The organism is Streptomyces sp. bgisy130, from assembly GCF_057708345.1.
In genome coordinates, this window is sequence record NZ_JBYISA010000001.1 from 119,580 (window position 1) to 137,834 (window position 18,255).

The 18,255-nt window shown below is 70.2% G+C and carries 21 protein-coding genes; 1 reads left to right on the plus strand and 20 read right to left on the minus strand.

Annotated elements, in window-relative coordinates; translation table 11 throughout:
* Positions 1-146 precede the first annotated feature (146 nt).
* From AC3EUV_RS00520 to AC3EUV_RS00605, 18 genes are all read right to left on the minus strand, one after another.
* Entirely contained in the window at positions 147-1,949 is a 1,803-nt protein-coding gene (locus AC3EUV_RS00520; protein ID WP_432141048.1) for a type IV secretory system conjugative DNA transfer family protein, read from the minus strand.
* Positions 1,950-1,986: 37 nt separating this feature from the next.
* A complete protein-coding gene (locus AC3EUV_RS00525; protein ID WP_432141049.1) occupies positions 1,987-2,760 on the minus strand; it encodes an SPDY domain-containing protein in 774 nt (257 codons plus the stop codon).
* Positions 2,757-3,344 (minus strand): hypothetical protein, encoded by a 588-nt coding sequence (locus tag AC3EUV_RS00530; RefSeq protein WP_432141050.1) that lies wholly within the window; start codon positions 3,342-3,344, stop codon positions 2,757-2,759. The genes AC3EUV_RS00525 and AC3EUV_RS00530 overlap by 4 nt, the downstream gene beginning before the upstream one ends.
* Before the next feature lie 75 nt (positions 3,345-3,419).
* Positions 3,420-4,244: an SPDY domain-containing protein gene (locus AC3EUV_RS00535; RefSeq protein ID WP_432141051.1), complete on the minus strand. Its 825-nt coding sequence runs from the start codon at positions 4,242-4,244 to the stop codon at positions 3,420-3,422.
* Between the two features lie 2 nt (positions 4,245-4,246).
* Entirely contained in the window at positions 4,247-4,591 is a 345-nt protein-coding gene (locus tag AC3EUV_RS00540) for a hypothetical protein (protein WP_432141052.1), read from the minus strand.
* A gap of 26 nt (positions 4,592-4,617) precedes the next feature.
* Positions 4,618-5,421: an SPDY domain-containing protein gene (locus tag AC3EUV_RS00545; protein ID WP_432141053.1), complete on the minus strand. Its 804-nt coding sequence runs from the start codon at positions 5,419-5,421 to the stop codon at positions 4,618-4,620.
* Positions 5,418-5,807 (minus strand): hypothetical protein, encoded by a 390-nt coding sequence (locus AC3EUV_RS00550; protein ID WP_432141054.1) that lies wholly within the window; start codon positions 5,805-5,807, stop codon positions 5,418-5,420. The genes AC3EUV_RS00545 and AC3EUV_RS00550 overlap by 4 nt, the downstream gene beginning before the upstream one ends.
* 199 nt (positions 5,808-6,006) lie before the next feature.
* The gene (locus AC3EUV_RS00555) at positions 6,007-6,459 is read right to left on the minus strand and encodes a hypothetical protein (RefSeq protein ID WP_432141055.1); all 453 of its coding nucleotides are present in this window, start codon (positions 6,457-6,459) and stop codon (positions 6,007-6,009) included.
* 24 nt (positions 6,460-6,483) lie between these two features.
* Complete coding sequence (locus AC3EUV_RS00560) at positions 6,484-7,236, minus strand: hypothetical protein (protein WP_432141056.1); 753 nt, start codon at positions 7,234-7,236, stop codon at positions 6,484-6,486.
* 20 nt (positions 7,237-7,256) lie between these two features.
* Complete coding sequence (locus AC3EUV_RS00565; RefSeq protein WP_432141057.1) at positions 7,257-7,955, minus strand: hypothetical protein; 699 nt, start codon at positions 7,953-7,955, stop codon at positions 7,257-7,259.
* A gap of 9 nt (positions 7,956-7,964) precedes the next feature.
* Entirely contained in the window at positions 7,965-8,822 is an 858-nt protein-coding gene (locus tag AC3EUV_RS00570; RefSeq protein ID WP_432141058.1) for a relaxase/mobilization nuclease, read from the minus strand.
* On the minus strand, positions 8,819-9,511 hold the full coding sequence (locus tag AC3EUV_RS00575) for a hypothetical protein (RefSeq protein WP_432141059.1): 693 nt from the start codon (positions 9,509-9,511) through the stop codon (positions 8,819-8,821). The genes AC3EUV_RS00570 and AC3EUV_RS00575 overlap by 4 nt, the downstream gene beginning before the upstream one ends.
* A 77-nt stretch (positions 9,512-9,588) precedes the next feature.
* Entirely contained in the window at positions 9,589-10,026 is a 438-nt protein-coding gene (locus AC3EUV_RS00580; RefSeq protein WP_432141060.1) for a hypothetical protein, read from the minus strand.
* A 100-nt stretch (positions 10,027-10,126) separates the two neighbouring features.
* Positions 10,127-10,624: a hypothetical protein gene (locus tag AC3EUV_RS00585; protein ID WP_432141061.1), complete on the minus strand. Its 498-nt coding sequence runs from the start codon at positions 10,622-10,624 to the stop codon at positions 10,127-10,129.
* A gap of 95 nt (positions 10,625-10,719) precedes the next feature.
* The gene (locus tag AC3EUV_RS00590; protein ID WP_435601885.1) at positions 10,720-11,817 is read right to left on the minus strand and encodes a hypothetical protein; all 1,098 of its coding nucleotides are present in this window, start codon (positions 11,815-11,817) and stop codon (positions 10,720-10,722) included.
* A 308-nt stretch (positions 11,818-12,125) separates the two neighbouring features.
* A complete protein-coding gene (locus AC3EUV_RS00595) occupies positions 12,126-12,572 on the minus strand; it encodes a hypothetical protein (protein ID WP_432141063.1) in 447 nt (148 codons plus the stop codon).
* 160 nt (positions 12,573-12,732) lie between these two features.
* The gene (locus AC3EUV_RS00600) at positions 12,733-13,833 is read right to left on the minus strand and encodes a hypothetical protein (protein WP_432141064.1); all 1,101 of its coding nucleotides are present in this window, start codon (positions 13,831-13,833) and stop codon (positions 12,733-12,735) included.
* Positions 13,826-14,560, minus strand: coding sequence for a glycosyltransferase family 2 protein (locus AC3EUV_RS00605; protein ID WP_432141200.1), 735 nt, complete (start codon positions 14,558-14,560; stop codon positions 13,826-13,828). The genes AC3EUV_RS00600 and AC3EUV_RS00605 overlap by 8 nt, the downstream gene beginning before the upstream one ends.
* Before the next feature lie 142 nt (positions 14,561-14,702).
* Here AC3EUV_RS00605 and AC3EUV_RS00610 point away from each other — a divergent pair, with 142 nt between their 5' ends.
* Positions 14,703-15,524, plus strand: a complete 822-nt coding sequence (locus AC3EUV_RS00610) for a hypothetical protein (protein WP_435601886.1) — start codon at positions 14,703-14,705, stop codon at positions 15,522-15,524.
* Positions 15,525-15,827: 303 nt separating this feature from the next.
* Here the strand turns inward: AC3EUV_RS00610 and AC3EUV_RS00615 are convergent, their stop codons facing one another.
* Positions 15,828-16,589 (minus strand): hypothetical protein, encoded by a 762-nt coding sequence (locus AC3EUV_RS00615; RefSeq protein ID WP_432141066.1) that lies wholly within the window; start codon positions 16,587-16,589, stop codon positions 15,828-15,830.
* Positions 16,590-16,736: 147 nt separating this feature from the next.
* Positions 16,737-18,251, minus strand: a complete 1,515-nt coding sequence (locus tag AC3EUV_RS00620) for a VirB4 family type IV secretion system protein (protein WP_432141201.1) — start codon at positions 18,249-18,251, stop codon at positions 16,737-16,739.
* Positions 18,252-18,255: the final 4 nt, after the last annotated feature.

Here is an 18,255-nt window from a genome sequence, read left to right on the forward strand (position 1 = left end):
GGTCTCCTGTCAGGGGCTTGTCAGAGCGTGCGGGTGATCTGCTCGGTCGCGCGGTCCGTCCGCGGCCGGGACGGCGTGTGTCGTCCCGGCCGCGGCGGTTCAGTGAGGCGCGGGGAAGGAGAGGCAGGTTGGCGGGGCCGGAGTGCTTACGCGGCCGTTGTGAAGTCGCTCTGCTTCGGGGTGGTCTTGGCGACGGCGCGTTCGGTGATGGCCTTCGAGGCACGCTCCGAGGCGGCGGAGATCTCGTCCGCTTCGGGCTGCAGGTACCAGGGCTTCATGTCGAGGGCGGCGACGCGCATTCCGGTGGCGAGCACCAGGGCGCTGCCCTTGGGCAGGGCGCGGATGGCGTCGGCCGCCAGGATGCGTTCCTGTCGCATGGACACGCTGGTGGACTTGCCGGACTCGGAGTGCGAGATAGACGTGCTCTCCACGTCGTGGTCGCCGATCATCCGGGACAGCTTGTCGGCGAAGTCGGGGTCGTCGATACCGGGGCCGATGACCTTGATGGTGGAGGCCGACCACATCGCGTCCATGCCGGCGTCGCCCCAGACTTTCTGGCCCTGGCGGTAGGACTGGAGGATGGTGATCGGGATGATGCCGCGGCTGCCCAGGTGGGAGTACAGGTCCGGGAGGTCGCTGATCTTGCAGACGTTGGCGGCCTCGTCGAGGATCGCCAGCATCGGGGGGTCGAGTCGTCCGCCGGCTCGTTCGGCGCGGGCGGTCGCGGCCCGCATGACCGAGTCCGCGCATGCCGCGATCAGTGCTGAGGCACCGCCGCCGCCGTCCTTCGACAGCAGGTAGAGCGTGTCGGTGCTGTCTACGAATTCCGACGGTTTGAACTCAGGGGTGTCCTCCTGCGGGGTGACCCACGCGGCGATCTCGGAGTTCAGCAGGGCGGCAGCGTACTGGCGGGCAGTTTCGTAGATGCCGTCGCGGGTCTCCGGCGGGCCTTCGACAGTGCCCTTGAGCTGGGCGGCGACCGCGGTGTGGCCGTGGTCGCGCAGGATGTCCAGCGGGGTGCGGTCGGCGGGGAAGGCCAGCCAGGCCATCACGTCGGTGATCGGGCGGTCGTCGAGCGCGGCGGCGAGGAAGAGCTGGGAGAGGATGTTGGATCCGGCCTTGGACCAGAAGTCGCCCTGCTGGGAGGCGTCCACGCTTGCGGCGAGGAAGTGCCCGGCGAGGCGGCCGGCACCGTCAAGGGTCTTGGCATCCGCCAGGGGGTTCCACCACATGGTGCGCTCGGCGTGGGCGATCTGCTGGGGGTCCATCGACCAGACCCGGCCGACCTCGGCCCGCGCGGTGATGGTGGCGGTGTAGGCGTCGCCGCCGGCCTTGTTCGAGGTCAGCAGGACAGGGCCGGGGGCGCTGAGGATCGAGGGGATGGCCAGGCTCGTGGTCTTGCCGGAGCGGGGAGCCATGATCGCCACGGCGACGTCCTCCCAGCCCATCCGCACCTCATGCCGGGTGCCCTGCAGATCGCCGAGGAGGACGCCGGTCTCACGGGGAGCGATGTGCTTGGCGTCCTTCAGGCTCGGGCGCAGGGACTGGGCCTTGGCCGTCATCGCCTTGGCGAGCAGGGCCTCGATGTCCCTCTTGCGCGCCAGCCCCCGGATGGGCTTCTTCATTCCGCCGGAGGCGCTCTTGCGCCGCGACCACCACCAGGCGCCGACAGCGGCGAGGGCGAGCAACACGGCGATGGGGGTGATACGGGTGCCGAACAGCAGCGCGGTGTGGTCGAGGCCGGGCCACAGCTTTTCGGGGTGGAGGAGGGCTCCGATCGGTTGGTACGGAGCTGAGGGGCCGGTGTCGGTGAGGAGAGCTGCGGCGTTTCCTCCGAGCCATGCGAAGTTGGACAGGGGGACGGCGACGGCGAGAAGGACGAGGAGGATCTTGAAGGCTATGTCGTAGCCGTCGTTCGAGGCCGGTGATGGGGAGGCGGGGTTGGGCAAGGGGGGATGTTTCCAGGGATGTCGGGGAGGGACGGCGTCAGCGGGTACGCCGGGGCGGCGGCGCCGGCGGCGGCACGGGGGCGGGCATTGGTTGCTTGGACCGATCGGCAAGGGCCCTGACGCGGCGTTCCAGGGCGAAGTCGACTTCGGCGGCGGGGCGTTGCGTGGTGGTCACGTGGGTCTGTCGGCGGGCGTTGAGGGGGACGCGCAGGGGATAGGGGTTTCGGGGTAGCGGGGCTTCCTCGGCGAGTGCGCGGGTGAAGCCGGTGATCAGGTGCGCAGGTGTGTCGCCGCTGAGGTACGCGCGCCAGATCAGACCCTCGGGGTCCTCGCTGACCGCGGTCCTTGCGAACCAGCAGTCCGTGAAGCCGTGGGTGAAGTGCTCCACGTGGGCGAGGCCGTCGGGGGAGGTGAGGCCGTCGTGGTCGTGGCCGTCGAGCCATCCGGCCTGACGCAGGGGCTCGTAGGGATCGGGGGCGGGCACCTGGGCGGCGGCCGGGTCGGTGAGGGCGTCGGTGAGTCCGGCGATGATCTCGACGGGGGTGCGGGCGCCGAAGCTCACCGACCAGGCCCGCCAGTTGTCCACGGGTGCGTGCTGGAGGTTCCACCATGGACCGTCGGGGTCCGGTCCCAGACGCAGCACGGCCCTTCGGTCGGGACTGGTGAGCACCAGGTGCGGCACGAGCGGGTTGGGTTGGGCACTCCAGTCGCAGGATCGGTGCAAGGGGGCGGTGACCCACGAGGGATCGCCGCCGCCGGCCAGGTAGCGCGGGGCGACCAGTGCCACATCGACGATGTCGGACTCGCTCACCGGCGGGCCGTAGCTGTGCGGTTGGCCGTAGCCAGTGGTGCGGGGGCTCGCACCGGAGCCGGGGCGAGTTCTGAGGGAGCCTGGAGGGCGGCACGGTGGATTTCGAGGAGGACTTCGCCAGACGACGCCCACTCGTCAATCTCCGGCCAGGCTTCCGCGTTGCGCTTGGCCAGTGCGTCGTCGTAGACCTTGGTTCCCGGCCGAGCCGAAGGGGGCAGGCTGTCGCAGGTGACGAGCCAATCGTCGTGAAGATGGGCGAGGCTGTCGAGCGCCATGCCGAGGACGCTGAGCTGCCAGACCCACCGTGACTGAACGGCTTGGGGCGGGAGACGCTGCAGCTGTGCCTCAGCGGTGGCGACAAGTGCTCCGGCGCAGGGACGGATCCGGTTGAACGCCTTCCAAATATCGGCATCGTGGAGGCTGGCGCGCCGCGCGTAGGCGTCATCGTCGTCGAGCCAGCCGTAAAGGTCGGTGTGATGCTCGGAGTAGGCGTGCCAGTCGGCCAGGATCTGGTTGCTTTCACGGAGGAAGGCGGCCAGCTGCTCCAGATGTTGCTTGTGGTTGTCGTGGGGGGATGTCTTCACAGGGGGCAGGGGGCTTTCGGAGTGCGGCTCACCGGCCCGCAGCGGTGGGGCTGCGGGCCGGTGGCGGTCGGTTGGTCAGCGCCGCAGAGGTGCGGTTGCGCTCGTGGGCGTGGCTGGAGCCGTGGTGGCGGCCGGTTCCTGCCGGAGGCGGGTGGCGCTTGCCTGCGTGCGGAGGGCCTCGAGGCGGGTGATGTGCGCGTCGAGGACCTGCTCCGGGGTGAGCGGGCGGCTCGGCTTCGGCACGACGCTGTGGTGCGCGGTGCGTTCGTACCTGCCGCGCTGGAGCGGGGCTGGGTCGGCGAGCGCAGTGATGAAGGCATCCACGAGGTGGGCGGGTGTGTACAGGTCGAACGAGGCGTGCCAGATCCGGGCCCCCAGCATGCCGGGGGCCGGCTCCGTCGTCTCCACCTGCCAGTGCGCCATGCTGCCGTTGCTGCGGTCGGTCTGCAGTTCCACGTGACACATGGCGTCGGGTGAGCTGGCGGCGTCCTGCGCGTCGATCACCCAGCCGGACGACTCCAACGCCTTGAAGGGGTTGACCTGTTCGGCGGGTGGCGGAGCGATCAGGGCGTCGGTAAATGCGCTGAGGATCTCGGCGGGTACGAGTTCGCCGAATTCGGCGCTCCACGACTTGGTGTAGATGGGCTCGGCCCGCAGCCGCCACCAGGCGGAGGTGGCGGACTGCGGGTTGAATTGCAGGCGGTAGCGCTTGTCCGGGCTCGCCAGGGCGATTTCTGGGCTGAGGGGGTCCGACGTGCGGGTCCATCCGGCCGCGGCGAGACCGTGGGTGACGTGGCGGGCGTCGCCGGGGCCGGCGAGGTAGCGGGGAGTGATGTCGAAGGGGGTTCGCCAGGCGTAGGAGGAGGCGAACGCGACGAGTTGCTGTGAGCTGACCGGCACCGCTAGGACCCCGCCGTGGTGGAAGGCGCACTTCGGGCAAGGGCGCGCAGCTTGTCGAGGGTGTACTGGAGGGTGTGCTGGTCTGTCTGCTCCCACGCGGCGGTCCGCAGGTCATCGACCAGGGCGTACACGGCCGTGCGGTTCGGGATGCCCGGGTGCGCGAGTGCCGCGCGGGCAAGGGCGCGCAGGAGGTCGCCGATCTGCATGGGCAGCCCGGTGTACTCGTCGAGCAGGGGTTCCATCAGGGCGATTGCCTCGTCGAGGTCGGGGTCCTCGCGCAGGTGCTCGGTGAGGTGGGAGAGGGTTTCGGCGGCGCAGCGGACGTCGTCCGGAGTGGGTGCGGGCATGGATCTCCTCGTGGATGCGGGGCGGTTCAGCGGGTGGCGCGGGCGCTTCCGGCCGCCGCGTGGGGCCGGGCGGTGCGGTTGCGGGGTTGGGCGGTGGCCCAGGAGTTACGGGCCCAGGCGGCGGCGCGGGCGGCGGTGATTCGGGTCTGCTGCCACGCGCTGAGCTGGGAGGGCAGCACGGAGACGGAGGTGGTGCGGACGCGGGTGGAGGGCGGAACGGTCCCGCGGGGCCGCATAACCGGCTGCGGGTCGGCCAGGGCTGTGGTGAGCGCCTGGACGAGGTGCATCGGAGTGGTGGGGGACAGGTGGGCCTCCCACGCTCTGCCGTGTTCGGTGCGTGCCCCTGCCCACCAGAACGCCGTGCCTGGGGCGGTCTGGTGGAACTGCATCCAGCTGCTGTCGTCCGGGCTGGTCGCCGTGGGGTGTCGGCGCTGCTCGGTTGTCCAGCCGTGCTGGTGAAGCGGGGCCCAGGGGTTGGGGGCGTGGGCGGAGCGGGGCTGAGTGAGGGCGTCGGTGAATCCGGCGACGATCTCCACCGGGGTCTGACGGCCCAAAGTCACGTGCCAGGCCGGCTGCTCACGTGTGGCTTCGGCGCGGATGATCCATCCGCCGGGCTGGATGTACGGGTCGTAGGCGACGCGGATGGTGCGGTCGGGGCTGTCGAAGGTCAGCGGGCCGCCGCTTTTGGACCGGTCTTTCCAGCCCGAGGCTCGCAGAAATTCGCTGACATGCCGTACGTCGCCGCCGCCGGCCAGGTACCGCGGCTCGACCAGGTAGTGCTGCTGGGCCTGCTCACCCGGGCCGCCAGCCGGCTGCTTGTGCTTCTTCACCGGTGCCGCCTGACGACCATGTCGGAGGCCACCGGCTTGGCCACTGCGGGGTGTGCGGCGGTCGGCGGGTTGGCGAGGCGGCGGATGTCGTCGGCGTGCTCGTCGAGGTCGAGCGCAATGTCGTTGAGTTCGTTGGCAGCCCGGCCCAGGGCGAGGGCGACCTCTGGCGGGAGGGTGCCGTCCTGGGCGCGGTGCTGGGCGATCTGGGAGCCGATGGCCACTAGTCGGGTCATCCGCCCCAGGACGCCTTCGTGGGCGTCGAGGAGCTTTCCCAGGATCTTGGCTGCCTTGCGAGGTGGGGCCTGGGCGAGGTGCTCGGCCATCTGGTCGATTCCATGTGCGATGTCCTCGGCGAGGGTGGCGGCGTAGGGGGTGGGGTCGGGCATGGTCCTCCCGGAGCGCAGGGGCAAGGGGGTCAGGTGCGGTGTCCGAGGCGGCGGGATTCCCCCAGGGCACCGTCGGACCGGCCAGTGGCGAGCGGGATGCCGCGGTCCCGGACGACGCAGGCGTGCAGGTATCGGCGGAACAGTGCGGTCGCGAGTCTGGGCTTGAGGTGGTGGGTGATCGGTGGGGGTGTGCGGGGTGTTACGGAACTCTCCGGTCGGTTGTGCGGTGCAGGCACTGGCGGCCCCACGGGATACGCCGGGACGGCTCGGGGCGCGAGGAGGGGACGGCAGGAGCCGGGCGCGTCGAAGCCGGTCGGGCTCGACGGGAACGGATCTCCTGCACGGCCTGCTGGTAGGCGGCCCCGTCGAAGACACCGGGGGCGCAGTTGACCTTGTATCCGGCCACCAGGAGCGCGGGGATCGCGCGGCTCGCCAGACGTTTCTGCTCGTCCCCATGAAGGTGCTCGGGAACCTCGTGCCAGATGTAGACGGGTCCGGCGGTAAGAACTTCCCGGCGTTCCAGGCCAAGCTGGTCGAGCAGGTCGAGGAGCCGCTCGGGGGCGCCGCTGGGAGTGTCGGCGTGGATCGTGTCAGTAAGGGGCTTGCGGTATATCTCGACGTCGGTGCCGCACTCGTCGGCCCTACTACCCATGAGGTCCCCAGTTCAGATCGTGATTCATCGAGTCCTGGTCGTTGAGATGCGGGCAGCAGGGGCAGGTCGAGCAACGGCAGGTGTGGCGGCGGGTGCGATCCGGCCCGAGGGATGCTGAAGGGCGGTGTCGATGCCGAGAGCGTCGAGTTGCCGACCGGTCTCGCGCACAGCGCGCGCCTGGGCAAGGGTGTCGTCGCCGTTGAGGCGGTACACACCGGCGCTGTCACGGACGAAGCCGTTGGCGGCCAGGACAGAGCCGGCCTTCTCACAGATAGGGGAGGCGGCGAGGCCGCCGTCGTGCTGCCAGGTCAGGACGACCCGGTCCGCCAGTGACGGCTGCACTCCTTGGGCAGCGTTGTGCCGGGCCTGCGTTAGCGCGATGTCGTAGCGGGCCAGCAGGTCACCGGCGACCTGCTCGGCCCCCAGGAAGGGGTCGTCGGTCAACGCGATGCCGTTCGGCTCGTGGATATCGCGGTATGCCTCGTCGGGCAGGTCGCGGGGGGCGACGGCGGCGATGAGGAAGCCGTCGCGCTCGTCGTGACGGTGGAGAACGGCGAGCCGGGCACCGTCCGATCGGGTCAGGACGGCAGCCTGCTGGAGCGGGTGATGGGCGAGGGACTCGGCGACGAGGTCCAGGTCCCAGATCCGGTCCCCCAGTTCGGTGAGGTCGCCCTTGTGCTCGGGCGGGATGTAGGTGCTGGTCCAGCCGTCAGGGAGTTCGCTGGCGAGGACGTCGGCGTACGAGGCGAGACGCTCGGAGTGTTCGTGGTCGTGCATGGTGTCCTTGGGCGGGTGGGTCAGCGGCGCATTGCGGCGGCCACGGGCGGGGGAGGGGGTGCCGGAACCGTGTGCGGCAGGGGCGGGCAGGCGCACCCGGCGGAGCGCTCGCGCTCGTCCGCCGGGACCTGCTCGGTGCAGATGCTGCGGCCAGGGTGCGGGGCGTGGCGGTCGGCGAGGGAGTTACGGGTGTAGGAGAGATCGCTCGTGATGACGCCCAGGCGCGCGTCGGCCAGGTAGCGCAGGCGTCGGGCGACGTGCGGGTCGGCCGCGTCGCCCAGGCCCTCGTGGAACTCAGCGAGTGTGGCGAGCACGTCGTCGAGGGCGGCGAGGACGCCGTCGTGAGGGGCGGTCAGCTCCGTGAGGACGTCAGCCACTTCGTCGGTCGTGGTGGCTTCGCGGATGCGCTCGGCGAGGTGGGCCACCGAAGCCCCGAGCGGCAGATAGTGCACCGGGCGGGCGTCGGTGTCGAAGTCCTTGTCGCAGTCGACGTGGTAGCCGGCGGATCGAAGGCGGGCGACCCCTTCGGTGGCGAGGCGAGCCTCGTCGTGGGCAGAGAGGTCAGTGGGAGCGCGGTGGTATGTCTCGTGGGCTCGTACGACGGGGACGAAGCCGGTGCGCTGGAGGAGGCTGTGGGCCTCCGGGGCGCCGCCGCGGGCGAGGACTTCATCGGACTGCGGATCGCGTCGGATGCTCAGATAGCGGTCGGCACGGGGCAAACGGTTCTCCTAACGTGATTGGCGTGTGGCCGCTTTGGCTGCAGGCGGTGCCGGAACGGCTGCGCGCGGCGGGGATGGGGCGTTCAGGCGGGTGGCGGTGGCTTGGAGGTCCTGCTGGATGCCGTAGAGGCGCTGAGCGATCAGCTCCAGGCGGTGCGCGGTGTCGGCGCCGGCGGCACCGGGGTGCTCGGCGAAGCGGTGTGCGGTGTGCTCGACGAGGCCGCGCACAGCGACCAGCGGGCCGTCCTGTTCGTTGGCGAGCTGGGCGAGAATTCTGGCGAACTGCGTTGACGCGGTCGGTGCATCCTGGGTGCTGCCCTGCTGTGGGGTTGCGGTCCCTAGGGGAGTGAGGCGCAGGTCCCCTTCGATGAGACGGGACTCGCCGGAGAGTCGTCGCAGGATGTCGGCTGGCTGGCGCTGCCAAGTGCCGTCGAGGCGAATGAGGTTGGCGATCAGATCGAGGCGTCCGTGTTTGCCCTGGACGGCAACCCAGTGGCAGCCGTTCGTGTCGCCCGGCGTTTCGATGCCGGCGGCCCGGGCGAGACGGTGGGCTGCCTCAGCCCACTCCGCACGGGACAGCTCCCGGTCGTCGGGGTGGAGCCGCGCATCGAGGTGGAAAATCGCCCGCCGGTCGCCCTTGGGGCTGGCGGTGAACGGATGCTCCAGGAGTGGGTCTTCGAGGTGTTCGGCCCACTGTTTGGCTGTCCACGTGGCCTGTTCGTTGTCCAGGAGGTAGGAGTCCAGCCCCGGCCAATATGCGACGACGGCGTGCTCGGTCAGAACGCCCACGATGGGTACCGCGTATCCCAGCGCCCCACTGAGCGGGCCGTGCGGGGTGTGGGAGCGGTCGTTGACGCGGGTGATCACGCTGCTGTTCCTTCCTTGGGACTGGGGCGGGGCAGGTCGCGTGCGGCTGCGATCAGGGAGCGCTCGCGCACCAGGTCGGCGTGCACGGTGATGTCACCCGGCGGGAGAAGGTCCAGCGCCCGGTCGATGGCAGCGAGCCCTTCGTCGTATCGGCCTAGCCGACGCTGGGCGCCGGCCACGCGGAAGAGCATGATCGAGTCTCTGTCAGCGTCGAAGCCCGGTCGGGAGCTGAGAGCCAGGAGCCGCTCCGCGCCTTGCTCCAAGTCCTGGCCCAGCCAGAGACCGTGCAGCAGAACGTGCAGCGTCTTGGTGTGCTCCCCTGCCTCCGCGAGTACCTCGTCCATCAATGCCAGGCCCTCGGGGCGGGACTGGCCCAGCAGGGCGAAGGCGTACAGGGCGCGGCTGTAGCAATCCAGTGACCCGAGCGCGCTCGGGAGCTGTTCGACGACCGCTTGGAGGGTGGGGCAGCGGAAATCGAACCGAAGGGCGCTCAGGTACAGATGCCGGAACGTGCGACTGGTGACCGGATCGACGCCGGCGGCGGCGACCTGCTCCGGGCTCAGCAGGCCCAGAACGCTGTGCCCCGCGGAGCGCGCCGCCCACGCGGCATTCGCGCATACCTCGGCCGATTCGCGCCAGTCGGCGTCGAGTTCGCGCAGATCCCCTGCCAGGCGGATCGGCCAGGACATGTCGGCGGGATGCGAGGTGGCTCGGGCTTCCGTGTCGAGGAGGGCGCGGGCTCGGCCCGGACGGCGTACGGGGAGGGTCACCGGCAGTTCCGGGCGTCGGCGATGTGCACCAGCTGGCCAAGGGCGGTGGTGGTGTACCAGCCGCAGTCGATCAGCGCGTCGTGCTCGGCGTGCTTCGGCAGAAGGTGGTCTTCCATGGCGCGCAGGTGGATCAGGCAGTCCGGGCAGCGGCGCGAGAGATGTACCAGGTACCGGGGGTGGCCTGTGATGTATGTCTGCGCGCCTCCGGTGGCGTCGCGCAGTCGCCATCCGTCCTCGTCGGTGGGCGTGTGCCAGGAGGGGGCAACGACGTGCAGTGCATCTCCCCACAGTTCCCCGCCGGCAACGCCCTTGAGGATGACGACCTGGTCTCCGGGTTCGAAGTGGGCGTGGGTGATGTCCCGGGCGGGTGTGAGTGGGTCGGGCGTTGGCGCGAACGCCGGTGTGGGCGGGGGCGTCCAGAAGGGCGATGTCATGCAAGTCCTTCCACGCGGATAGGAGCGGCGGTGGAAGGATCAATGGTCCGGAGGATCGCCGGTTTGGCTAACCGGCGATCGTCGTCTATGTTGCGCCCGGTTAGCGGAACGGGTTCTCCGTGCCGCGGTCTGCCTCGTTGGCCGCGTCGAGGAGTTCGAGCAGGTCGGAGCCGTCCGCGTCACGCTGGTCGATCCACCAGCCAGCCCGGGTTATCGAGCGGGCTTTCTCCTCCAGCTCCGCCCAGTCCGCCTCGTCCCAGGCGCCCTCGATGGCCAACGCGGTGTGCGCGGCGGCCATCAGCTGGTGACGGGAGCGTTGCCCCCAGTCGAGGGCCTTGTCCGGGCCCTCCAGCGGCGGCATGTCGAACTTCTCGGCCCATTCGGCGGCGGCCTGCTGCTCCTCGGCGCGCTTGGCGGCGAGCCACTGCTCCTTGGACGCGGTGTCGGCGTCACGCGCCGCCTTCCAGCAGTCGGTGCAGTCTCTCCCCGAGAGCCAGCGGGCGAAGCCGGCCCGCCGGTCGGCGGGGCGGTCGGACAGGTCGTGGGTGACCGAGTGGCCACAGGAGTGTTCGGTGATCCAATGCGTTCGGACGGCCATAGGTGAATCTCCTTGAAGACGTGCAAGAGACGGGAAGTTGGGGTGCCTGCTCAGGCGTGTCCGCGTCGGTGCGTCGACCGGGGCGGGACGGTGCTCTAGCGGTGGCGTGCGGTTGCTGTGGTGCGCGGCGGTGGTGCGGGCGGTGTGGTGTCCAGGGCGGGTCGCGGGCGAATCCGCGGTGCGGGGGTGCGATGGGGCGGCAGGACGGCGATGGTCTCGCCGAGGTCATCGGCTGCCTCGTGGACTTCGCGGGCGAGGAATTCGACCTGTCGGCCGAGCGCGTGGAGCCGGGCAGCGACTTGGCGGCCCTGCACACTCTCCAGAGCAAAGGCGAACTGGCCTGCCGTTTTCAGGAGTTCCTGGAGGCGGACCAGCGGGCCCGCGTCGTAGCCGCGCTGGGTGGTGGCGAGCAGAGCTTCGGAGACGTCCGCAGCGGTGCGGGCCTCGACGACGTCCCGGCGCAGTTCCTGCAAGGACACCTCGGGCACGGGCTCCGGGCGGTTGAAGCGCGAGACGTCCGGCCGCAGTACCCCAGGGGGAGCGGGGCGCGGTAGCGCCTGCCCGGCTGCGTACTCGTTGTCGTAGTGCCCGATCACCTGACACTCCGGCCCGTCCGGGTCACCGGCCAGAGCAATCGTGGTGGAGGTGTCGTCCTCGACCAGATAGGCGAGAGTGATCCGTCGGCCGTCGGCGGCGTACCACGACTCCATCAGCTCCAGCTCACCACGCCTCTGTGCAGCCTGGGCCCTTTCGGTCCACATCTGCCGTTCCTCGTCGGCCAGTTCGGGCGCGGGCTGGTGATGCTGGGCGGTGAGGTCGGCGGCGATGGAGCCGTAATCGGCCCAGGCGGCGAGATGCGGCCACAAGCTTGCGTGCTGCTCGCGCTCCGCGTCCGAGCCAGGAGTGGGGGGCGCATCAAGGACGCGCATGATCTCGGCGTGGGACGCGGCGAGGCTGTCGAGGACGCTTCGCCACCCGGAGGTGTGCCGGGCGGGAGGAAGCTCGTCGAGAGCGCGGTGGGCGGCGGTCAGCAGCTCACCGGCGCGCGGGGCAAGATCCATGGCGTACGCCTCGACGGCTGCGTGGTTCCGGCGTGCGCGGGCTGCCGTGGCGGTGTGATGGTGGACGGTCCGACCGTGGCGGTCGCGGGTGGTGTCGAGAGCGATCTCCACCTCGCGGTCGATGACGGCCATCCGCAGCCGGAAGTCACGGGCAGAGGCGCGAAGTTCGGCGGTCGAGGGCGTGGGGGATGTGGGGATCGGTTGCTCCTGGTGGTCGGCGTCAGCGGTACCGGGCTGTGCTCGTCACTGCCGCCGGCGGGACGAGAACGGCGGTTGACGTGGCCGGCCGTGCAGCGGTGGTCTAGCGAGTGGGGACAGCCTGAGCGAGTTCGATCAGTTGCTCGGCCTCGGTGAGCCAGAGGGCCATCGCATCGCCTCCGCCTGCGCCGATGGCCTGGGCGCCCCGCCGTGGGTGATGCGCATCGGATGGCGCGTGGCCATCATCGCGACCGGCCGGGGGAAGGGGCGGTGGGCGCGTAGCCGGGCTCCGGCAGGGCTGACCGTGCGGGTGGCAGTGCAGCCGTTGGTGTCATGCCGTACTGAGGCGACTGGCCAGCGGCGGCCTGTGCGATCCGGCTGCGCCGCTCCGACAGGCTGTTGGACTGGATGGGACGAGACGGGCTGGCCGAGGCAGCCGGATCGAGAGCGACGTCGGTTTGCGCGTCGTATCCGTGGCGGCGCAGGTCGTGGACGGCTTGCCGGGTGCGGCGCGGGCCGTCGCGCTCGGGCTCGGTGAGTCGGAAGAGGCCCGGTGAGCCGGGTACGGGCTCGAACGTCTCCCGAGTGAGGTACCAGTGGGCCAGATGCGCGGGCATGGCCGCGGTGGCGGTGGCGACGAAGCCGTGCTCCGGATGTGTATCGAAGGCGAAGTGGGCGGATGGATCCAAGGTGCGGAGCTTTCTGTCGTGGCTGGGCGCGGGCACCGATGGGCGGCTACCGGGTGGGAGGGGTACAGCGCCTGCGCGGAGGGCTGGGCGCCGCCCCATCGGCGGTGCGCCAGCGGTAGTGGCCAATGACGCCCTGGGGGGGGACGTACGGGCGTGGTGCTCAGCGGCGGGGTGCGGGGGTGCCCGGCGGGAGCGCGCGAGGTGGAGACGCGGCGGCGAGGCTGTTGCGCACCTGCGGGGCGCAGGTGCGTGCCTGGCGGAGGAACGCTTCGCCGTGGGTGAGCCAGGTCTCGATGGGAGTCCAGGTTCGTGTGACGTGCTCTTCGCGGGTGAACGGGATGCCGGCGGCCAGTTCTTCGTGGACGGCTTGGGCGTCGGCCAGGGTTCCGGCCAGGCGTGCGAGGGCGGTGGCGTCCTCGGGCCACTGGGTGGTGGTGGGACGGCACCGGGTCAGTAGCGGAGGAGCGTGGTCGAGCACGGTGAGGAAGTCGCGCCAGGAGTTGTCCAGGAATTCCTCGGTTGAGGTTCCAAGGGCATCGAAATCGAGCGGGGTGGCGTCGCTGTACCGGCCGGAGGCGACCATGGTCGTCCAGGTGCTGTGTTCGCTGCGGAGGCGGGCGAGCGCCGCGGCGACGGCGTCTGTGCAGTGGGCATGGACGGCGCGGTCGTAGGCCGGAAGGTATCGATCGGTGATCGCTCGTGCCGCGAGACCGGGGGAGGGCGGCAGGACGATGCTGCGCGGGGCGTGCGGATCCGCGAAGCCCACTTCGACGGGCATGGGCGCGAAGGCCCCGATCAGATAGTCGCGTGGGTGCCCGGGGCGCTCGGCGAGCAGGAGGGTGGTGCCTGTCTCGGTGTTGGTGAGGGTGGCCGCGTAGGGGACGCGCTTGGCGCACACGGCGCGGCCGAGTTCGCCGCTGTCCCACAGCCACGGGACGAGGTCCTCTTGCCACAGGGGATGGGAGTAGATGTCGACCTGTGTATTCCACTGGCCGGGCAGCAGGGGGGCGATGCCGCTGGCCATGTCGCCGATGAATGGCCGGCTGCTGACGCTGATGGTGGCGCGGTGACGCTCGGCGCGCAGGGTCAGTCCGGCCATCGTGGCGTGGGAAGTCCTCGGCAGGCGGTACTCACCGGCTTCGCCCCTCTGGAACCCGTGCTCTTTCAGGGCGGTTTGCGCCCAGGAGTACTTCTCGCCGGTGGCGATGGCGACGAGACCGGTGTGAAGGCTGTGGGTGAGGATGATCTGTGCGTCAGCCACGGGTGAGGGCCTCCCCGGGACGGAGGGCGGCGCGCAGGCTGCGGCCGTAGTTCCAGGCGTGCTCGCGGGCCGCGGCTTCCAGCTGGTCGTATGTGGTCTGTTTCGTCATCTGGCCTGGGTGCTTGCGGTAGCGGTAGACCGGGACGGGCAGCAGGATCCCCGGGGCGAGGCTGGTGACGCCGATCGCCGCCATGTAGTCCTCGCCTTGGACGAGGCCGCCCATTGGCGCCGCCCTCACCAGTTCGGTGCGAGCCAGGATTGTGGTGGGGCCAAGCGGAATGGTGTCTGACGGGCACTTCCAGTACGCCCACACATCACCGGCCTCGTGCAGGCCGGGCGGGGTGGGACAGCGCCACAGGGCGGTCGAGCCGTCGGGGTGACGGTCCTCGCTCCATCCTGCGCACCAGCCCACTCCGGTTGATTCGAGGACGTTGAGCCGCCTCGCCATGGCATCGTTGGTGAACTCGTCATCGTCGTCCGCCCAGTTCACATATGGGGTGCGGACCTCATTGAGAGCGAGATTGCGGGCGCAGGCGGCGCCGACCGGGCGAGGCAGCGCCAGGGTACGGATGCGCCGGTCCCCGGCCAGCGGGGCCGGAAGACGGGCGGGGTCCGCGCCGTCGATAGCGATCACGGCTTCCCACGACACGGTCTGCCGGGTGAGGCTGGTATGCATGGCGGTCAGGTAGTCGAGACGGTCGTCGTGCAGGCGGGTCGCGATGACGATCGTGATGCGGGGGGTGGGCAGATCGGTCTCCGGAGAGCGGTCGGTCGGTGTCAGCGACGTGCGGAAGTTCGGGGCTTGCCTGGCGTGGTGGCGGGAGCGGTCGTCGGCGGCGCTGGTGGGACTTGGTTGAGGGTGGTGTCGCATGGCGGAGATTCACGCCGATGCCCTGCTTCGCGAGCTGGTGGGCTACCGCCTGGATGCGAAGTGCGCGCTCTGCCTCGCCGTACGCGGTGGGCAGAAGGAAGGCCGCTCGGTGCGGGTGGTACTGGAAGCCGTGCGCGTACAGGTGCTCCCGTGCCTCCTCGGGCACGCTGGCATAGGGAGTGCCCAGCACTCCGTCTTCATGCCAGACCAGCGTGATGACCTGGCTGGCCTCGGGTGGGACGTGAAGCAGGGGCGGTTTGGGCTGTACCAGGGCGTTGCGGTGTACGTCGATCAGCGCCCACCTGTAGTGGGGCAAGAGGCGTCGGGTGACCGCGGCGGCAGCCCGCAGCGGGTCGCCAGAGACCTTGATGCCGTTGGGCTCGATCACACCGTCGAAGTGGTGTGGCTTGAGGCCGTCGGGTCGGAGGGGCGCGACGAGGAACTGGTGGCGGTGCTGGGGGCGGTCGATGACGCAGAGCCGCTGTCCGGCGGGGCCGTCGAGCTGCGCGTGGTGGCGGAGGACGAACTCGGAGAATGCCCAGCTGGCGAGGCCGTTGTCCCAGAGCTCTTCCTGGAGGGGGAACTGGTCGCGGTAGGCGGCGTGCTGGCGATATTCGCTGGTCCAGGTGCCGGGCAGACGGGCGGCGAGGGTGGAGGCGAAGGAGGACAGGTCTGCGCGGTGAAGGGGCATGGGCTCCCTGGGGCTGAGGGGGTCGGGAAGGCTTGGTGTGGGCGTTGTCGTGCACGACGTCTTGTGCGGTGCGTGTTACTTGAGCTGGTGCAGTGCCGGGCTCGGTCAGGGGGCGCGTCGGTTGATTAGCGCACGCGTCTGAGGCAGGGGCATGCGTGGCGGCGGAGAGGTGGCGGAGGCTGGGCGGGGCTGCTTAGACGCCGGACGAGCGTCGTACCCGTGGTGGGCAGGAATCGCCTGCCCTTGGGCTGTAACTGCACGAGCATGAACTCGGTGTGGATTTCGCGGGGGAGCTTCCACTCGCCTTCGAGGTGCTTCGGTTCGGGTTAGCGGTGGCGTGTGTGCGGCTTGGGCGGGGGGAGCCGGAGAATCGCCGGCTTGGCTGAGCGGCGCTTGTCGTCGATGTTTCGCCGCGCACGGTGGGCTTGATGCTCAGCGCGATCGGCCCGGCGGGCGCGGTGCAGGTGCCTTCGGCGCGAGAGTCGGGCGGTTGGGCGACGCCGGTGCTGAGACAGGGGGGAGCGGTCCGGCCTGTCCTTGGAGCCGGTCGTCGCACCACTGGAGGGCTTCGTGGACCGTGGCGAAGCCGCCTTCGCGCAGGGTGTACGTCCACGCGTAGGGATCGGTTTCCCGGACCACGACGCGGAAGGGGGAGGAGGCGCGGCCATCGAGCGCACGCAGCGCCGCCACGACGACCGGGTCATTTGGATCGTCTCGGGTATAGGAGTACCCGAGCGCAAAGTGGTCTCCGTCCCCCATGAGCCGCCGTTCCAGGACCCGTGTTGCGACGTCCGCGGAGGTCGGGCGGCCCGGCTCAGCGCTGAATACGATGGACTGCGGCGGACAGCCTCGGTGGATCAGCCAGGACTGGACCATCGCGGGGAGAGGCAGCCGGGCTTGCTCGAAGCGGAACGTTCGTGACACTAGGTCCCGTTGCAGGTAGAGAGCGGCGTACTGGGGTATGCCGGGGAAGCCATAGGTGGCCGAGGAGTCGCGCAGGACGTAGAAGCTGTGGACGCCATCGACGGTGTGGTGCTCGGCGAGCGGGACGAGCGAGGGCTCGTCCAGGCCGATCTGGCGGCGATACTCATTGGCGGTCTGCTCATCCGCCGCCTCGAAGCCGTCCAGCCGGACATCTAGTCCAGCCGTGTGCCAATTCAGGTCGTCAAGTGCGTTCGGTTCGGTATCTGGCATGCAGTCTTTCGGAGGAAGTGAGCGTCCCTCGGCGCCGATGAGGGTGGGGGAATAGGTGCCTCCGCAGGTGGGCGATTCTTGTCGAAGGGGTATTCGCCTGCGGGTTCATGGGAATGCAGGCATCAACTACCCGGAATCGACGGGGATTCAATGCATGCGGGCGTCGGTGTCGAATAGCGCCAGCTCGCGGCTGTGCAGGAGGTGCTGCACGATGAAAGATCGTCCGGCGACCTTCCACAGGCCCCTGCCGCGGTTGAGGTGCGCGATGGCATCCATCTCGACAGAGGTCAGTCCAAGCAGGGAGGCAGCAGCCTGGAGCTGGTCGGTCTCCTGGCGGTAGATGATGCGGGTGGAGCAGTCGGCGAGGAGGCCCTCGGCCAGTGCCCGGCCTTGTGAACCGGCGTCGCCTGCGGTGAGCAGATCGCTGAGGCGATGGATCACCATCAAATTGGCGATGCCGAGGCCGCGGGAGAGCTTCCACTGGGCCTGCATGCGTTGCAGCAATCCGACATGGCTCATCAGGCGCCATGCCTCGTCGTAGACGATCCACCGTCGGCCGCCGCGCGGGTCGGTGAGAGCGGACTCCATCCAGGCGGAGGCGCAGGTCATGGCGAGAACGAGGGCGGTGTCGTCACCGCCTCCGCCGAGCCGGGACAGGTCGATCGTGAGCATCGGTGTGCTGGGGTCGAAGCGCACGGTGGAGGGTGCGTCGAACATGCCGGCCAGGTCGCCGTGGACCAATCTCCGCATGGCGTGGGCGAGGTCGGACGCTGCCTCGCCGAGCCGTCCCGACATCATCCCTGCGGCTTCGTCGAGCTGGGTGGGGTCGTTGAGGGCGGCGGCGACGTCGCCGAGCAGCGGGGCTCGGTCGGCGGCTTGGGCGCGGGTGACCACGGCGCTGAGGGCGACGTCGAGGGCGGTGTGCTCCATGGGCAGCAGGTCCCGGCCGAGGACGGTCTGGGCCAGGGAGCCGAGCAGCAGGAGACGCCTCTTTCGGACCTCGCCGACCCAGTCCGCCTCGGAGATGCTCTCAGGGCGTGGCGCGGCGTCCAGGGGGTTGAGTCGGCCGGGCAGGCCGGGGCCGAGCGCGACGGAGGTACCGCCCAGCGCCTGCGCCACAGGGGTCCATTCGCCCTTGGGATCGCACGGGACATAGACCCGGTAGCCGAAGGCGACCGACCGCAGCGCGAAGCTCTTTGCGAGTGCCGACTTGCCCTGCCCGATCACACCCGCGAGGACCACGTTGGGGTTGGTGAAGCCCTCGACCTTGCCGTACAGCGCCCACGGGTCGAAACAGAAGGACGCTTCGGCGTGCACGTCGCGACCGATGTAGATGCCTTCCGCGCCGAGTCCACCTTCGGCAAGGAAGGGGTATGCCCCGCTCGCGGTAGCGGTGGTCATGCGGTGGGCGGGCAGCTTGAGCTTGTTGTTGCGGGAGGAGGCAGAGCCGGGTCGCCCCGCGAGCGGGAAGAGGGGCGCCGGCATCTCCGGCTCCTGCATGCCGGTGCCGCTGGCGTGGGCGGCTGCTTCAACGCGGGCCTTCGCGGTCGCCTCGGCGAGCTGGCGGCGGGCGGTCTTCCGGGAGGCGCGGTCCGTGCCGTGCGGGGTGAACAGGGGGCTGGCGCTGGCGCGGCGGGCGCGGCGCGCGGGGCGGTGGCTTATGACA